Source organism: Agriterribacter humi (assembly GCF_009192765.1).
GTDB lineage: Bacteria > Bacteroidota > Bacteroidia > Chitinophagales > Chitinophagaceae > Agriterribacter > Agriterribacter humi.
In genome coordinates, this window is the sequence record NZ_VOHQ01000002.1 from 543,674 (window position 1) to 562,605 (window position 18,932).

11 protein-coding genes are annotated in these 18,932 nt (G+C 43.4%); all 11 read left to right on the forward strand.

Features of this window, described 5'->3' with window-relative positions; genetic code table 11:
- Positions 1-8 precede the first annotated feature (8 nt).
- The 11 genes from FRX45_RS05355 to FRX45_RS05400 all read left to right on the forward strand — a co-directional run bounded on the left by FRX45_RS05355 (position 9) and on the right by FRX45_RS05400 (position 18,894).
- Positions 9-1,883, forward strand: a complete 1,875-nt coding sequence (locus FRX45_RS05355) for a RagB/SusD family nutrient uptake outer membrane protein (RefSeq protein WP_152267363.1) — start codon at positions 9-11, stop codon at positions 1,881-1,883.
- A gap of 84 nt (positions 1,884-1,967) precedes the next feature.
- Positions 1,968-4,355: a GH92 family glycosyl hydrolase gene (locus tag FRX45_RS05360; protein ID WP_226804986.1), complete on the forward strand. Its 2,388-nt coding sequence runs from the start codon at positions 1,968-1,970 to the stop codon at positions 4,353-4,355.
- Between the two features lie 19 nt (positions 4,356-4,374).
- On the forward strand, positions 4,375-5,757 hold the full coding sequence (locus FRX45_RS23200) for a TolB-like translocation protein (RefSeq protein ID WP_193311592.1): 1,383 nt from the start codon (positions 4,375-4,377) through the stop codon (positions 5,755-5,757).
- A 1-nt stretch (position 5,758) separates the two neighbouring features.
- Positions 5,759-6,817, forward strand: coding sequence for a LacI family DNA-binding transcriptional regulator (locus tag FRX45_RS05365; RefSeq protein ID WP_193311593.1), 1,059 nt, complete (start codon positions 5,759-5,761; stop codon positions 6,815-6,817).
- A 65-nt stretch (positions 6,818-6,882) separates the two neighbouring features.
- Entirely contained in the window at positions 6,883-8,400 is a 1,518-nt protein-coding gene (locus tag FRX45_RS05370; RefSeq protein ID WP_193311594.1) for an alkaline phosphatase D family protein, read from the forward strand.
- Between the two features lie 151 nt (positions 8,401-8,551).
- Positions 8,552-11,053 (forward strand): DUF4962 domain-containing protein, encoded by a 2,502-nt coding sequence (locus FRX45_RS05375; protein WP_152267366.1) that lies wholly within the window; start codon positions 8,552-8,554, stop codon positions 11,051-11,053.
- Between the two features lie 34 nt (positions 11,054-11,087).
- Entirely contained in the window at positions 11,088-12,683 is a 1,596-nt protein-coding gene (locus FRX45_RS05380; protein WP_193311595.1) for a sulfatase family protein, read from the forward strand.
- A 35-nt stretch (positions 12,684-12,718) separates the two neighbouring features.
- Positions 12,719-14,122: a sulfatase gene (locus FRX45_RS05385; RefSeq protein WP_152267368.1), complete on the forward strand. Its 1,404-nt coding sequence runs from the start codon at positions 12,719-12,721 to the stop codon at positions 14,120-14,122.
- An 11-nt stretch (positions 14,123-14,133) separates the two neighbouring features.
- Positions 14,134-15,666 (forward strand): sulfatase family protein, encoded by a 1,533-nt coding sequence (locus FRX45_RS05390; RefSeq protein ID WP_152267369.1) that lies wholly within the window; start codon positions 14,134-14,136, stop codon positions 15,664-15,666.
- Positions 15,663-17,228, forward strand: a complete 1,566-nt coding sequence (locus FRX45_RS05395) for a sulfatase family protein (protein WP_152267370.1) — start codon at positions 15,663-15,665, stop codon at positions 17,226-17,228. The genes FRX45_RS05390 and FRX45_RS05395 overlap by 4 nt, the downstream gene beginning before the upstream one ends.
- Before the next feature lie 43 nt (positions 17,229-17,271).
- Entirely contained in the window at positions 17,272-18,894 is a 1,623-nt protein-coding gene (locus FRX45_RS05400) for an arylsulfatase (protein ID WP_152267371.1), read from the forward strand.
- Positions 18,895-18,932: the final 38 nt, after the last annotated feature.

Genomic DNA, 18,932 nt, shown 5'->3' on the forward strand with positions numbered 1-18,932 from the left:
GATCCACAATGAAATCAATAATAAATATACGGTTCGCAACGCTGTCTATTGCTGTTATCGGCATGTTTGCGATTGGGTGTAAAAAATCTTTTTTGGAGGAAAACCCGGTTTCTAACCTCACTACCGATGTGTATTACAAAACAGAAGCAGGATTTGAAGACCTGGTGAAAGCATGTTATCCTTTGCTTAGAAATATCTACCAGTCGCGCCAGCTTGTTTTAAATGGTACCGACATTTTTGCTCCCGGTGGTTATGGCGATCCAAAATTTTCAACAGCGCCGGCAAATGCAGGTGCATTGCATCAGTACGATGCCGGAATGAATGCTTCTTTGGGCGATTTGCAGGCCCTTTGGACCTTGCTGTATGCCGAGCTTGGCAGGGTAAACACAGCCATCAGCCGTTCGGAAGACATTACTACCATGGATGAAGCCCTGAAAGCTGCAAGGGTTTCGGAAGCCAGGTTTTTAAGGGCTTTGGTTCTTTTTTACCTGGTGCAGCAATGGGGTGATGTTCCCATGCCATTAACAGAAACCCAAAGTGCAAGCAAGGAGGCCATAAGGGTTCCTTCAGCAGATGTGTATAGCCAAATCATTTCTGACCTGGTGGATGCTGAATCCAAACTTCCGGATGTTGCGTCCCACTATGGAAGAGTTACAAAAGGCGCTGCCCGGTTTTTATTGTCGCGTGTATATTTAACCCGTGGCTGGAACTTCAATAATGCTTTGGGCGGATCCAATGCCGATTTTACTCTGGCACTTCAATATGCTGATAAAATTATTGATGCTTATCCGTTGGCGGCAAATTACAAAGACCTCTTCCCTGTTCGTTCAGAAAATCCGCTGAACCAGTATACAGGCGCACAAAATGATAAAAACCCTGAAATCGTTTTTGCAGTACAGTATAACCCGGACATCATTACCAATAAAACAGATGCCGCGTTTGGCCAGGATGCCGCCGGGGGTAATAATTTACATTCTGTTTTTGGCGGTAACGGTGAAGGATTTCCCGGCACCAAAGGAAGAACCAGCGATTATAATCGCTCTCAGCCTATTTACCCTTTGGGCCCTGCTATATTCAGGATGTACGACCCGGCAATTGACTCCCGTTACGACCATAACTTCCTGGAAGTTGGCTATGCCTTACAGGACGTGAAGGATTTTAAACCACTGCCATTGGTAAATCCTAATCTGAAAATTGACATTAACGCAGGTGATACTGTGGTGTATTTCCGTCCGTGGAATGATCCTGCCACCGCGTTAGATGAAAGGGGCGTTGACATGGGGGGATCAAGGAAATATTCTGTTATTAATGGCGATGAATGGGGAGGAGGATATAATATTATTGATGGCGTTGGAGCAAGTGGGTTTCCTTCCGGGGAACCCAATATGTGGAAATTCTGGCAACCCAATATTCCCTATGGCGATGCGGGAGGTACATTTGACGAAGTGATCTTCCGGTCTGCCGAAGCATATTTAATCGCAGCCGAAGCCATTGTAAAAGGCGCTACCGGTGGAAAACTGGGCGGGGCAGAAGTATATTACAATAAGGTATTGGATCGTGCATTGGGTACTAATGCCGGACTAGATCCGCAATGTGCAGCATTCCCTGAAAATATTCAATCACTTGATGCGGTTTCGTACCGGGCAACCGCCGGCAATATTTCCATTGATATGATACTGGATGAAAGAGCAAGGGAACTGCTGGGGGAATATGTAAGATGGTACGATTTAAAAAGAACAGGCAAATTAATTGAAAGGGTTTTAAAATATAATCCCTGGGCAGCAAAAAGCAATTCCATTAAGGAGATACATTATTTGAGGCCAATTCCTCAAAATGAAATAGACCTGTCTTTTCCTGCCATGAGCCAGAACACCGGCTATTAAAAAATAAATAATGAAAAGAGTTTGGTCAGGTGGATCATACTATGCTGAACAAACTCTTTTATTTTTTTGTTTGTATTAAAGTGAATGATGATGTACTTTAATAAATGTATACTTTTTACCTTTTTTTTCCTGTTCACCATTGCTGAAGCTTTTTCCCAGGTAAATAATAACGTGCAAAAAACAGACCTGGTAGAACCCATGGTAGATGCAGCCCATTCACGTTTTTTTTATTTTAGCTCTGCGTCACGGCCCTTTGGAATGGTGAACCTGAGCCCTGATATGACGTTGGACGGTACCTGGAATACGGGTTACCGTTATAATGAAGACACGATAAAATGCTTTAGTCATATTCATTGCTGGGAGATGTCGGGCATTCCGGTGCTGCCCACCACCGGCATTCTTAAAGGACAATCAGGACCATCGGCATATGGTTCTTCCTATTCTCATGAACAGGAAATTGCCAGGCCCGGTTATCATAAAGTGGTATTGAAAGATTATGGCATTACAGCAGAATTAACATCCACTGCAAGAGTTGGATTTCACCGGTATACTTTTCCAAAAACCGATTCGGCCAATATTCTCTTCGACTTTACTACAGTACTGGGGTCCTCCGCCACACAAAGCGCCAGTGTAAAGAGAGTGAATGATCATGCAATAGAAGGTTCCGTAACAATGGCGGCTACCGTAAGAAGGCCTAAGCCAATAACCATTTATTTTATAGCTGAGCTCGATAAGCCCTTTGCCATTTTTGGCGGTTGGCAAAATGGTGAGATCATACCTGTACAGAACAGCGTTGAGGGAGCGCATACCGGCGTGTATCTCGGCTTTACAACAAGTACCAATGAAACGAGGAAAATGAAAATAGCCATTTCCTATGTGAGTATAGCGGAAGCAAAAAATAATTTGATGACCGAATTACCGCATTGGGATTTTGACCGCATTGTAAAAGAATCTGCCAATGAATGGAATGAATGGTTAGGCAGGATAGAAGTGGAAGGCGGCACCCTTACTGAACAACGGCGATTTTATACCGATCTGTGGCATGCATTACAGGGAAGACGTATTGTGAGCGATGTTAGCGGAACTTATATTGACAATACCGGTGCAAAACCAACAGTACGGAGGGTACCTCTTAATGCAAAGGGGAAACCTGCTTTTCATATGTACAATTCAGATTCATTCTGGGGTGCGCAATGGTCGCTCAACACACTCTGGCATCTTGTATATCCCGGGGTAACGGAATCTTTTATCAATTCATTTTTGCAAATGTACAGCGATGGAGGTTTAATTCCACGCGGTCCTTCAGGTGGCAATTATACTTATGTAATGACGGGCGCCGCGGTAACGCCTTTTATTGTAAGCGCTTACATGAAAGGCATCCGCGGGTTTAACATCGCCAAAGCATATGAAGGAATGCGCAAAGACCATTTTCCCGGTGGCATGATGAGTAAGGCAGGTTATGAACACCATACCTTTAAAGGCGGCGGTATTGAAGCGTATATACGGCAGGGTTATGTGCCCTACCCGCTGGATACAATAAAATACGGTTACCACCAGGACGGCGCTGCGCAAACATTGGAATATGCTTACCAGGATTATGCGCTGGCACAAATGGCAAATGCATTGGGAAAGAAGGAAGATTATCTTTTATTCAGCAAGCGGGCGAACAATTACAAAAATATCTTTAATAAGGAGATTGGCTGGATGTGGGTTAAAGACCAGACCGGCAAATGGGCAAGTCCTGTTGATATTCTTCAGTATGAACATGGATGGGTGGAAGGCAACGCCGCACAGTATACCTGGTTTGTGCCACACGATGTAAAAGGATTGATTGACCTGATGGGCGGCGCTGAACCATTTACAAAAAAGCTGAATGAATCATTTGCAAAAGCAAAGGCGCATGGATTTGTTTCTGGTAAATCAGAAAACCCTGCTGATCAGAAGATGCTGAGAAGGGTGTATCTCAATTACGGCAATCAGCCCTGTATGGAAACGCCTTTTTTATTCAATTATGCAGGGAAGCCCTGGCTCACCCAGTACTGGACACGGCAATTGATTGACAGTGTGTACAGCGGAATTTCGCCACAAAAAGGATATAGCGGCGATGAAGACCAGGGGCTCATGGGATCGCTTGCTGTTTTAATGAAAATAGGTTTGTTTTCAACAAATGGCGGCACATCGCAAAAACCATTTTACGAAATCAGCAGCCCCATTTTCGATAAGATCACCATTCACCTCGATCCGGCTTATTACCCCGGGAAAAAATTTGTAATAACAGCAAAAAACAATGGCGCTAAAAACTTTTATATACAATCGGCAATGCTGAATGGAAAAGCATTGAACCAGCCATGGTTTTTCCATGATACGCTGGTAAAAGGCGGGCAACTGATTTTACAAATGGGTGAACAACCCAAAAAATCGTGGGGAAGCAATTTGAATATGGCGCCGCCTTCCATGTCATCATCAAAATAAATAATAGCAGTAACCAGTAATGAACAGGCGGCGTTTCATATACAACACTTCAGCAGGTATTGCAGCCACATGCCTGTCGCCAGGGGTATGGGCAACTTCTTTTGATCCCGGTAACTGGAAGCACTATGATTTTAAATCTTTCCGCGAAGGCCAATCTGCCGTTCCGGTTACCCGGGTTACGCCAGGTGATGGCTTTTACCTGCATACCTTTTATGATGTATGTCCCTGGAGCCCTTCCGGTAATTTTTTAGCCGTTACCAAATTTCCATACCAGGGTAAAAAGCCGCAGTGGGGCGATATAGCCGAAGTGTGTGTTATTGATTTGAAACAGCAAAGAATTAAAACGGTTTACCAAACAAAAGCATGGGGATTTCAATTGGGGGCAAACGTTCAATGGGGCAACAGCAACGACCGGTTCCTTTATACAAACGATATAATTGACGGGCAACCTGTTTGCGTAAGAATAGACCTGGAGCAAAGTGTTGTGAAAGCCTATGCAGGTGCTAAATACGATATATCGCCGGATGAAAGATCCGTCATCAGCCCCAACCTGCTCAACATGAATATCCATCAGTACGGGTATGCCGTACCTGACGGTCCTGCCGGTGCACCGTTTCCTTTTACAAAAGATGACATGGGGCGGGAAGGCCTGTGGAAAACAGACCTCGTAAAAAATGAAAAAAAATTGCTTGTGCCTATGCAGCAGTTCTTTGAAGTGGCGCAGGACGAAGAAAAATATGCGGGTAGTACCGGGTATTTATTTCACTCAAAATTCAACAAACAAAATACGAGGATACTACAGGTTTTCAGGGCACAGGTAAACAATAAAGGAAGAAACGCTTCTTTGTTCAGCATGAATACGGATGGCAGCAGATTACGGCAATGCCTGACCGCAGAAAAATGGAACCAGGTGGCGCGATTGGGCGGGTCGGGCAATCATCCCAACTGGCATCCCGATGGCGAACATGTTATAATGAATTGTGTACCCTCATGGCTCGGGTTTAAAGATATGTTGTTCTGTAGTTTTCGTTTTGATGGAACCGATTTTAAGATATTGTCTGAAAAACATATGGGAAGCGGGCATCCCAGCGTGGCAGCAGGCGGAAAATATTTATTGGCAGATGCCTATCCAAAACAAACGTATGTAAAAGCGCCTGACGGTGAAATCGCCATTCGCCTGGTTGATCTCCGGAGCGACAGGGAGCTGATATTATGTACCATTCCTACTGATGTTGGCGGAGGTGTCAGACAGGCATTGCCGGGTGATAAACTTTCTGGCGGAAGCCAGCATAAGCTTGATCCCCACCCGGCCTGGAACAGAAATTACAGCCAGGTATGTTTTAATGGTGCACCCGACGGAAAGCGACAGGTATTTATTGCAGACCTTTTTAAAGTATTATAATATGAAAAACGGTAGTAAAAAAATTTCAATGAAGGATATTGCCAGGGAACTCAATATATCCATTACTACCGTTTCGTTTGTTGTTAACGGAAAAAGTGAGCAGAAGAACATCAGCGCAGCAACGGTCAAAAAAGTAAAAAACCTGATAGAAAAACGGGGATTTAAACCCAATAGTGTGGCCAGGATGCTCAGAACAGGTAAATCAAAAACCATTGGACTCATTGTGGAAGATATCAGTAATTATTTTTTTGGAAGCGTTGCAAAGATCATAGAACGGGAAGCCCATAAAAACGGGTACAACATATTCTTTAGCAGCACGGAAAACAATTTTAATACAGCCAGGGACCTGATCGCTAAAATGAAAAACAGCTCTGTTGATGGTTTTGTAATTACCGCTACGAAGGGATTGAGAAGTGAAATGATAAAATTAAAAAGGGAAAATATTCCATTTGTATTAATAGACAGGCTGGTGCCAGGAATTAAAGCCAGTTACGTGATACTGGATAATTACCACGGTGCTGTTGAATTAACGAAACATTTGCTGCGAAACGGGTATTCTAAAATTGGATTTATTTCAATTATCAGCGACATGTCGCAGATGGTGGACCGTAAAAAGGGCGTGGTGGATGCTTTGAAAGATGCTCATATAACTATGACCGAACAGGCAATGCTGGAAATTCCCTTCGGAGAAACAAATGAACATATCATAAATGCTATTAAGGATTTTATTACCGGTAATCCGGATCTTGACGCCTTGTTTTTTGCTACCAATTATCTGGGCGTATTTGGTATAGAAGCGCTGCAACGAAATAACTTAAAAATACCTTCAGATATCGCGGTTGTTTGTTTCGATGATAATGATATTTTCAGGCTGCTTACGCCTTCTATAACGGTAGCTGCACAACCCATTGATGAAATAGCAACGCATTCTATTGAGATCCTGTTGCATATGATCAATAATGACAGGGAGCAAAATAAACCCATTGGAACAATCATAAGCCCGACTATTATCGTAAGAGGATCCAGCCCTCCAAAGACAGATGTAAAAATGGTAGGTTAAAACGCGGGATAGAATGTTTTTTTGTATAGCGGCTTTGATCGGAATTATAACAAATGTTTTTTAAAATGAAACGAAGAAAATTTATTTATCAAACATCGGCAGGTTTGGGTGGTTTATTGCCTGTTATTAAACAGTTTAAAGAGATTGAAATCAGTGAAGGCCCATTCTTTTCAACGGGAATTAAAATAGGCGAGGTTACCGCTTCTTCAGCAATAATATGGCTTCGTTTAACCGGCAGCAGGCAGCCTGTCAGCAGGCAATCTCCCGTTCCGCACGTTACTTATTTTGATGAGACAACAGGCGACTGGCATCCCCAGAAATATTTTAAAGAGAAATATAAACAAGACAGGCCGGACAGGGAAGTAAAAGTAGTGTTTCCGGATGGTTACAATATTACAAACATTGGAGGAGCGGCGCCCGGATCAAATGGTGAAGTAAGATTACTGTATAAAAAAATGGGAGCTTCCAAATGGAATAACACGAATTGGGTTGCAGTAGAGGAACAGGCGGATTATTCAATACACATCAGTTTGATTGACCTCGAACCAGGTGCTGAATATGAAATTGAAGCAGAAGCAAAAGCCATTGGCAATAAAACCAAATCCGCATCCATAAAAGGTAGATTTAAAACATCCTGGAATGCTGAACAGCCGTATGATGTACAGTTTATGGTTACTACCTGCCACGAATACAATCACCAGGATGATCCTTCCGGCAGGGGTTTTAAGATTTATAAACACATGCAGGCGATGCATCCCGATTTTTTGGTGCATACCGGCGATGTACTTTATTATGATCATGTGGCCAAAAGCCTGCCATTGGCCAAATGGTCCTGGCAACGGATGTTCGGGTTGGCTAATGCCGTACATTTTTATAGAAACACGCCCTGCTACTTTATGAAAGACGACCATGATACCTGGATGAATGATTGCTACCCGGAGTCAAAAAATAAATTCATGGGCCAGTTTACCTTTCAGCAGGGCGTACAGCTTTTCAAACAACAGGTTCCTATGAGCGACAAGCCTTACCGCACATTCCGGTGGGGCAAAGCGCTGCAGGTGTGGCTCATGGAGGTTCGTGAGTACAGATCAGCAAATGCTATGCAGGATGGTCCCCAAAAATCAATATGGGGCAAAGCGCAGATGGAATGGTTTAAGCGAACCTTCAGTGAATCGGATGCTGACTGTAAAATTTTGATCAGTCCAACTCCCATTGTTGGGCCCGACCGGCCGCAAAAAAAAGATAACCATGCCAATATCGGGTTTGCATACGAAGGAAAGATGATCAGGGAATTTGTGACAACTCACCCCAACACTTTCATTATTTGTGGCGACAGGCACTGGCAATACGTTTCGCAGGATAAGACCACCGGGCTAATGGAGTTTAGTTGTGGCCCTGCCAGTAATGAGCACGCCAGCGGATGGAATAAAGAAGATGTACTGCCTGAACATCATTATTTAAATATTGTTGGCGGATTTCTAGGCGTGGAGGTTAAGCCGAATGAAGCCCGGCCGGAAATTGTTTTTACGCACTACGGAGTGGACGGAGAAAAATTGTATTCAAAGAGAATTAATATTCAGTAACAGATACCAATAATAATTATTACAGATGGTGTTAAGTTAAGCATAATTATAAATACTGCCACGAATGCCCGCCTGACCGGACGGGCAGGCACAAATACTCATTCGTGGCAAGAAATATTTCATTTTATAATAAACATGACTGGTAATCATTATGCATAGACGAAAACTTTTTTGTAGTTGCCTGTTTTTCCTGGTTACCATGCTATGCAGTGCACAGGAAAAGGCTGTATACACCAGGTTTCTTGAAATAACGGTACCGGCTAATGGCACAGAGACGGTGTTCAATCCTCCCATCCTGCGGTGGCCGTATCAAAAAGGAAAACAGGTAAAATACGATATTCAGCTTTCCCGGGATAGTGCTTTCCCGGCAACCTCAACTATTGCTGCATCAGGATTAAACGGTGCTATTTTCAACACTCATAAAGCATTGGAGCCGGGTAAATGGTTTTGGAAATACCGCTTGTCAGGTAAAACATGGTCTCCTGTGCAACATTTTACAGTTTCCGCAAATGCCCTGCCAATGGTTTCTCCGGAAGCCATCGGTTTTCTGGCAAAAATTCCGGAAGCACATCCCAGGATATTGCTTGATGATCCCCATGAAAACATAACTGCATTATCTAAAAAAGCAGATGCGCTGGTAATAATTGCAGATGCAGAAAAAGCAGTTACAGAGAAAATACTTACTGAAGCGGATGCAAGCCTGGGTGTAAAAGGGACCAATGAAAAGCAGGATAAAAAAATTAAACAAGACGGGATAGTGGCGTTAGGTCACAGGATGCATAAAATGGTGTTGTCGTTATGCCAGGCCTACCTGCTTACAGGGAACAGGCGATATGCAGCAAAGTCAATTGATATTGCGATGGAGGTTGCCCGTTGGGATCCAAAGGGAATTTCCGGTTTCAGTGATTTTACAGACGGGATATGCATGTACGATATGGCGCTTGTTTTTGATACCTTTTATGATCAGCTCAGTGCAGAACAAAAAAGCATCCTGCTGGCAGCCATCACAAAAAGGGCCGGAGGGTTTTATAAAAGCTGGGTGAACAATATTGAATCAAAAGTATTGAGCGGTCATGTTTGGCAATTGTTATTAAATGAATTTTTTAAAACATCTGTTGCGCTTTACAAACACGAACCGGAGGCTGCTGACTGGCTTTCCTATGCATATGAATTATTTCTGGCAAGATCGCCCGTATTAGGTGGATTAGACGGAGGCTGGGCCGAAGGCGCTTCCTATTTCACTATGAATATGGAAACCCTGATAGAAATTCCATCCAAAATAAAAGCGTATACCGGTTTTGATTTTATTAATGCACACCCCTGGTATACAAACGGGGCCGATAACTTAATTTACCAGTTCCCTGCGGGCTCCTCTGCCGATGGCTATGGCGATAATACTGAAGGATTGTTTGAACCACCTGCATCCTATGCAGCGTTCGCAACTGAAATGGCCAGGCTTACGCAAAATCCGAAATTTGAGTGGTATGCCCGTCAATTACAACAATACCATAAAACAGATCTCGCCAGGGAACCCATATTAAGATGGTTCAGGCTTATTAATGAAGATAAGTTGCCCGTTGCGGTTGAAAAAGCCACACCCGATTTTCCCATGATGCATGTAGCAAAAGAAACGGGCGTTGCATCTTTACATACAGATCCTGCCAATACTCAAAAAGATGTTATGATTGCCATGCGCTCAAGCCCCTTTGGAGCTTACGGGCATATACTCGCCGATCAAAATACTTTTAATATTTTATATGGAGGCAAAAGATTATTCTATCGCACCGGTTATAAAGTAGCGATGGATGATCCGCACCGGCTGGGATGGAGCAAACATACCAAAAGTCAAAACGGCGTATTGATCAACGGAGAAGGTCAGCCTTACAGTGCGGAAGCGCATGGTAATTTCAGCCGCTTTTTGCAGGGCAGGCAATTGGCATATATTAAAGGGGATGCTTCGCATGCGTACCAAAGTGCGGAAACAAAAGAAGATCATGGAGTGCAAAAATTCCTGAGGCATATTGTTTTGCTGAAACCCGGAATAATTATTATTTATGATGAGCTGGAAGCAGCGTCTGCTGCTTCATGGTCGTGGCTGATCCACAGCATAGAAGATATGAAACTCGATCCGGTGCAAAATACATTTACATCTGTTATCGAAAACGCGAAAGGTGTAGGTAAGCTATGGAGCTCCCAGCCATATACGTGGCAACTGACCAATAAGTTTGATGTTCCTGCTGTTAGCTTCAGGGATTATCCCGGCAGGAAACCGAAAAATTTTGCAGATACCCAATGGCATTTGAAAGCCATAAACAAAACCCAAGCCCGGAAGATCCGTTTTTTATCCGTTATACAGGTTTCCGCAGATGGCAAAATACTTCCGTTTAAAGAAACAGGTAAACTAACGGGAACGATCAAACTAACCATTGCGGGCTGGGAAATTGAGGCCGCTTTATCGTACGATTTGCCCCCGCAGTTACAGGTGCGATCGGTAGAAGATAATGTTGCTTTTGCAGCTTATGGCAATGCTATTCAATTTCAGGGGCAACAGTATAATGGAAAGCAACCGGGGAACTCAAAGCTGGTGGAGCTGGTGAATGGAAAAATAAGATATGCTGAAATGGGTGATGAACCCGTATCTCCAATCAGGTAAAGGGTTTTGCAGCGTGTTAAATAATTTATCGGACATGAAAAAAATATGGACGCTTTTTTATTTTTTTGCAACAATGCTTATTGTATGCCGGCAGCATACCCTTGTGGCGCAGGGTGGGAAAAAGCCTGTAAAGCCGTTCAATATTTTGTTTGCCATCTCCGATGATCAGTCTTACCCGCATGCGTCAGCTTACGGACAAAAAACCTTTCGTACACCCGTGTTTGATAGCATTGCGGCAAGCGGGATATTATTCAATAACGCATTTGTTGCCGCGCCTCAATGCAGCCCTTCCCGTGCGGCTATTCTTACCGGGAGGCATATATGGCAATTGGAAGAAGCCGGAACACATGCCAGTTTTTTTCCTAAGAAATTCCCGGTGTTTACTGATGTGCTTGAAAATGAAGGTTATTTTATCGGGTATACCGGCAAGGCATGGGCGCCGGGAAATTTTGCAAATGCAGGCTGGACCCGCAACCCCGTTGGACCGGCCTATAATGCAAAACTGCTCAGCAGTTTGCCCACGAAAGGAATCAGCAAAACGGATTATGCAGCCAACTTTAAAATATTTCTCTCTGAAAAACCATCGGATAAACCTTTCTTCTTTTGGTATGGCGCAAATGAACCGCACAGAAATTATGAAGAAGGTTCAGGCGCAGCGGCAGGACTTACGGATGAGGGGCTCATCGTGCCCCCATTCCTGCCCAATAATCAATTGGTGAAAAATGATATGCTCGATTATGCGCTTGAAATTGAATGGTTCGATAAGCAATTGGGCAAAATGTTACAACTGCTGGCAGAAGCAGGAGAACTGGAGCATACTATTATTGTTGTTACTGCCGATAATGGAATGCCTTTTCCTTATGCCAAAGCCAACCTGCAGGAATATGGTATTCATGTGCCATTGGCTATATGCGGCCCAATAGTAAAAGGAGAACAACGTACAGCAGATGACCTGGTGAGCCTCATTGACCTGGCGCCAACATTCTTAGACATCGCGGGTGCGAAGCAATTTGGGGGTATTACCGGAAAAACATTGATGCCCATATTAACGCTTTCAGATACCGGGAAAATTAGTCCCGCCGATCAATACATATTAGCCGGAAGGGAACGGCATTCACATGCGCGGCCAGATAATGTTGGTTATCCTGCAAGGGCTATCCGCACCCGCAAATATCTCTATATCGAAAATTTTAAACCAAACAGGTGGCCAATTGGAGATCCGGCGCCACTGCAACAAGTTTCAATTTCCGATAATGCAAATATGAAGCCCATTCTTTTGGGATATGAAGACATTGATGACTCGCCCACCAAAGCATTTATGGTAAACAGCCAATCTAAATTACCCGAACTTTTTAGTCTTGGATTTGAAAAAAGAGGCCACAGCGAATTGTATGATATTGAAACCGATCCTTATTGTTTGCACGATCTTTCTTCATCGGCAGATATGCAGGCTATACGCACCCAATTAAAAAATGAACTCGAAAAAAAATTGATAGAGCAGGGTGATCCGCGGATGACAGGTAATGGCGATATTTTTGACAGCTACCCGCGGTTTGGGCTGATGCGACCGTTTGAAGGATTTAAAGAAAGAGGAAAATACAATCCTGCATTTATGAATAGAAACAATTGATACCACATGCATGTATTGTATACAACAGAAAAAAAATGAAAAGAAAAAAAATGACAGAATGGATAACTAAGAGCCTGTTTTGCCGGGTTTTTATCGTTGTCGCTTTTATTCAATCATCGTTTGCTCAAAGCACTCAGCATCCCAATATTATTTTAATACTGACAGATGACCTGGGCTGGAGTTGTTTCTCTGCAAAAATGGATGATCGCATTTCCGCTTCAAAAAGTGATTATTATGAAACGCCCAATATTGACAGGCTGATGGCGCAAAGTATGCGTTTTACAAGGGGCTATGCGCCAGACCCCATTTGCTCGCCAAGCAGAAGAAGCATACAGTTTGGACAAACCTCCATTCGCCAGGGCGATGAATCGTTTCCCGGACTTGTTCGTGATATTGCTCACCAATCTATTCCCGCCGTATTAAAAGCATTTGACAGCCAATACAGAGCCGCTCATTTTGGCAAGTGGGATCTGCGTGCGAAAATAACACCGGCCCAACTGGGTTACGATGAAAGCGATGGCGACACGGGTAATAAAACCGGCGATCTTGTTAAAGACAAAAATGAAAAATGGACCAAACATTATATTACCGGCAACCCCAAACAAATGGATAGTATAACGGCCCGCTCTGTTCGGTTTATGCAGGAGCAGGTAAAAACAAAACATCCGTTTTACCTCCAGGTATCGCATTATGCCACGCATGTAAATTTTGAATCAAAACAATCCAGCTATGAAAAATTCAAATCAAAAAAACCTGGTTTAAAGCATAACAATCCCGCATGGGCTGCGATGATCTATGACCTGGATGCAAGTGTCGGTGAACTGTTGAACATGGTAGAACATTTGGGAATTGCCAACAATACCTACATCTTCCTGATGGCGGATAATGGCGCCGTTGAATTTATTCCACCGGTACGTAACCGCCTTGACCCGCCTTCTTCTTTCCAGTCGCCTATGACAAACTTTCCACTCAGGGGAGGCAAATGGACTTTGTATGAAGGCGGAATCCGTGTGCCTTTCATTGCAAAAGGACCTGGTATAAAAGCAGGTGTACAATCGGATATTCCGGTAGCAGGATGGGACCTGCTGCCCACATTTAATGAATTGGCCGGTAATACAAAAAAACCGGGGGGTACTATTGATGGGGCAAGCCTGGTGTCTGTATTAAAGCATGGAGGAAAAGGTACAATAACCCGCCTTTCCAATGATTTTTTCTTTCATCGTGACAACAACAGCTATCCGCATTCGGCAATCATTGCCGGCGATTACAAGCTGATAAAATTCTGGAAAACAAATAAAACAGAACTGTATAATATCAGCAAAGACCCCGGTGAAATCAACGATCTTTCAAGCCGGGAGGTTTCCAGGGTAAAAGAAATGGAACGCAGGCTATTGACTTATATAAACGAAGTAAACCCTGAACTGGCAAAGCGCTATTAATTGTATTCTATATGAAAAAGTATTTCATCTTTCTGCTGAGCATCTGTTGTGCGGCTTTTTCAGTTGCTCAGGAAAAAGAATTAACACCGGTTATCATTATCATGGCCGATCAGCTTCGCTCAGATGTATTAGGCGAATTAACGCCCAATATAAATGCTTTAAAAAAAGACGGCGTTAATTTTACCCGCGCTTATTGTGCCGTACCGCTTTGTGCGCCATCGCGTGCTTCCTTCTTTACCGGGTTGTATGCTAACCGCACCGGATCCCTGATCAATCCATGGGAGGAAGAAGATAAAAAGTTTGGCAACACAAAAGCCGGTATTCCCAATTTGTACAGCATTATGGAAAAGGATTGGGATAGTTACCATGTAGGAAAGCAGCATTTTTTTACCGAAGAAAAAATAGATAAGAATCCGAAAAGCAAAACCAAATGGATTACACAACAAACATATAGCGACTGGGTAAAGGCTAATAATAAAACCAAACCCGGCGGCAAACAATTTAAAGACAATGCACCTGAAATTGTTTCGGGTGCGCATACCCGGTTGCGATCTTATTCTACACCTGTTTTTGATATTTACAAAGATGGGATTGATTATTTTCTTGATCACTATATCGCTTCAGAAAGTATAGCGGCCATTAAAAACAGGGATAAGAAAAAACCCTTGCTGTTAAATGCCATGTTCCTGGCCCCTCACCCTCCATTTAGCATTCCTGAGCCATATTATTCCATGGTAACTGCCAAAGACTTTACATTACCGGAAAATGTTGGCCAATGGTATTTTGGTCAGTCGCCTCTGCAGATGTATAACCTTACAGGATTCATAGGCTCAAGATACAGCAGGCAACAATGGGCTGAGATTTGGACAAAGTACCTGGGACTTGTAAAATTATTAGATGATGAGGTGGGCCGTGTGATCAATGCGTTGAAAGAAGAAGGCCTGTATGATAAAGCCATTATCGTGTTCACTGCCGATCATGGTGAAATGCTGGGCAGTCATTCGCTCTGGCAAAAAATGTGTATGTATGAAGAATCGGCCAAAGTTCCGCTGGTTGTAAAGCTTCCCAAAAGTTTTAAAACCACCGCTAAGGAATACGGTGCCCTGGTAAGTCTTGTAGATGTACTGCCCACTTTACTGGAATACAATAACCTGCAGGCGCCGCAAAAATTAGATGGACATTCGCTCATGCCGATTCTTGAAGGAAAAGCATTTGACAGGAATTCAATTTTCATCCAGTACGATGGTAACGGATCATTGGGCGGTCCACAGCGTTGTGTAATAAGGAACAATTATAAGCTGATCGTGGATATGTTCAAAGATGAAGCTTTTGTAGAATTATACGATACCGTAAAAGATCCGCAGGAAAAAGTGAACCTGATGTTTGATGAAAATTTTACAGCAACAGCGGATGATTTAATTGCCGAATTATCGGGTTATATGCAAAGAACAGGCGACAGGGTGCGCTTACCTAAAGGGTTGCGTGAAAACTTTGTAATGCAGTATAAAAAAGGTATTGAGAAAAAAGATAAATCACAGCCATGAAAAAAGATAAGGTCTTTGGAAGATTTTGTTTCTTCTTTGTATGCATTTGCTTCCTGGCGTTAATGCAAACAGGCAGATTGTATGCACAGCAAAAAAGTGTTTTACCCAATATCGTTTATATCCTTGCAGATGATATGGGTTATGGTGATGTTTCTATTTATAATCCGAAATCAAAAATAGCCACGCCTCATATTGACGGGTTGGCAAAACAGGGCATGCGTTTTACCGATGCCCATACTACCTCTTCTGTATGTACCCCTTCCCGTTATTCGCTGCTTACAGGAAGGTATCCCTGGCGCAGCCGGCTTCCGGTGGGTGTTTTGCGGGGATATAGCAGAACCCTGATTGAAGCAGATCAACCTACCGTGGCTACACTCCTGAAAACGAAATCTTATCGTACGGCTGTAGTGGGTAAATGGCACCTGGGACTGGACTGGGTACCCAAAGAGGCATTCAGGGATTCGATCAATCCCGCATTCAACAAAAACAATTTATATGGCATAAAAAGTGAAATGAATCCTGATCATATAGATTTTAGCAAAGCTCCGGCGCAGGGCCCTGCAACCCAGGGATTTGATTATTCCTATATACTTCCTGCATCACTGGATATGCCGCCTTACTGCTACCTGGAAAACGACAGGTTAACAGCATCTCTTACAGGTTATACAAGAGGAAACAAGCTGGAATCCGGCTATACCGGTCCTTTCTGGAGAGAAGGCTTAATGTCCTCTTCGTTTGATTTTTATGATGTGCTTCCTGCTTTTACCAGGAAAGCCAATGATTTTATTAAACGACAGGCGGGATCAAAAGATCCTTTCTTTCTTTATTTCCCAATGCCGGCGCCACATACGCCCTGGGTGCCCGGAGAGGGTTACCGGGGTAAATCGCAGGCGGGAGAATATGGCGATTACGTGCAGCAAGTAGACGATGCAGTAGGCAAAGTATTACATACCCTTGACAGCATGGGACTTTCGGAAAATACTATTGTCATTTTTTCCAGTGATAACGGTCCGTACTGGCGCGATAATTTTGTTGAAATGTTTCATCATAAAGCGGCAGGTGAATTCAGGGGAATGAAAGGTGATGCTTTTGAAGGAGGACACAGGGTGCCTTTTATTGTACGTTATCCCGGTAAAGTAAAAGCCGGAACAGTAAGCACTGTTACCACCACACTTGCCAACCTCATGGCTACCTGTGCCGGTCTCATTGGTCAACACGCAACGGAATTTGAAACTGAAGACAGTTATTCTATTTTGCCGGTACTTACCGGAAAATCAGAAGCGATTGCAGAACAACCGGCAATTGTAAATATTTCTTCTAAGGGAACCTATAGTATCCGGCAGGGATCGTGGAAATTGATCACTAAACTGGGTTCAGGCGGGTTTACCGTTCCATCTGCTGTGGAGCCTGTGCCCGGCGGGCCTGTGGCACAATTGTACAACCTGGCTACAGATATTCATGAAGACAATAACCTGTATACCCAATATCCCGAAAAAGTAAAAGAGCTGAATGCGTTGCTGGAAAAAATACAGAAAGCAAAAAAAGGGAAACGATTTAAATGATCTGAATAATATGATCTCACAGCCCTTATTAATACAATAGATTATGATAGTTCAAAAAGACGGACAAGCAAGAAAAGCCTGTGCTGCTTATCCTGTATCCTTTATTTTGGCTTTGCCGGCAATTGTTTTTTGTACCATTTTATTAACAGGGGGATCAGCAGAGAAGGCGGATCAAAGACCCAATATCATTTACATTCTGGCAGATGATATGGGTTATTCTGATATTGGTTGTTATGGCGGAGAAGTGCATACGCCCAATATAGACCGGTTGGCAGCCAATGGAATTAAATTGCGCAACTTTTATAACAATGCCCGCTGTTGTCCAACAAGGGCTTCTTTGCTAACAGGGCAATACCCGCATACCGTTGGGATGGGGCATATGGTAACCAAGCCCAATGCCAAAGTTACACCGGGGGCCTACCAGGGCTACCTTAACGACCGGTATCCTACCATAGCAGAAGATTTGCAAAAAGCGGGCTACCGTACGTATATGTCTGGCAAATGGCATGTGGGTGAAAAGCCGGATTATTGGCCGCTAAAAAGAGGCTTTCAACGTTATTTCGGATTGATATCAGGCGCATCAAGTTATTATGAAATTATACCACAGGAAAAAGGTATCCGGCGCGTGGTGCTGGATGATAAAGACTATGCGATTCCCGATACAGGTTTTTATATGACGGATGCCTTTACGGATTATGCGATTCAATTTCTGGATGAAAATAAAAAAGAACATGGTGCTGATCCTTTCTTTTTGTACCTGGCGTATACAGCGCCGCATTTTCCCATACATGCTTATGAATCTGATATTGCCAAATATGAAAAAATGTATTTACAGGGTTGGGATGTGCTGCGGAAAAAGCGTTACGCACGTATGCAGAAGATGGGAGTGATTGATAACCGGTTCCCGTTAACGTCAAGACCCGGAGATATTCCCGAGTGGAGCACTGTTGCAGACAAAAAAACATGGGCACGCAAAATGGCTGTATATGCTGCCATGATTGACAGGATGGATCAGAATATCGGTAGATTGATACAGACGCTAAAAAATAATGGTCAGTACGACAATACACTGATACTTTTCATTTCTGATAATGGTGGTTGCGCTGAGAATGTAGACAAACGGAATTTTAATGACCCCACAAAAAAAATTGGAGAAAAAGGATCTTATCTCACTTACGATATGCCCTGGGCCAATGTATCGAATACACCATTTAAAAAATATAAAAGATTTATGCATGAAGGAGGAATGATTTCTCCCTGCATCATCCAGTGGCCGAAAAAAATACAACCAGGAGCGGGATATCTTAATGGGCCGGCGCATGTTATTGATTTGCTGCCCACCGCTTTGGAACTGGCTGGAACTGCGGCAAACGATCTTCCCGGTGAAAGTCTGTTAGGGTTATGGAGCGGTAAAAAAAATAATCCCAGAACCTTATACTGGGAGCACGAAGGCAATAAGGCAATCCGGAAAGGAAACCTGAAATTAGTGCGTGACCTGGAAGATCCTGCATGGGAGCTCTATGATCTGTCAAAAGATCCTGCTGAAACCAGTAACCTGGCGGCCGGTAAACCTGGATTGGTTAACGATATGATAGCCGAATACCAAACATGGGCAAAGAGAGTGGGCGTGAAAGGGGAGAGGGAAAAAGTGAGAAGTGAGAAGTGAGAAGTGAGAGGGAAGAGGGAGAGGGGAGAACCAGGATA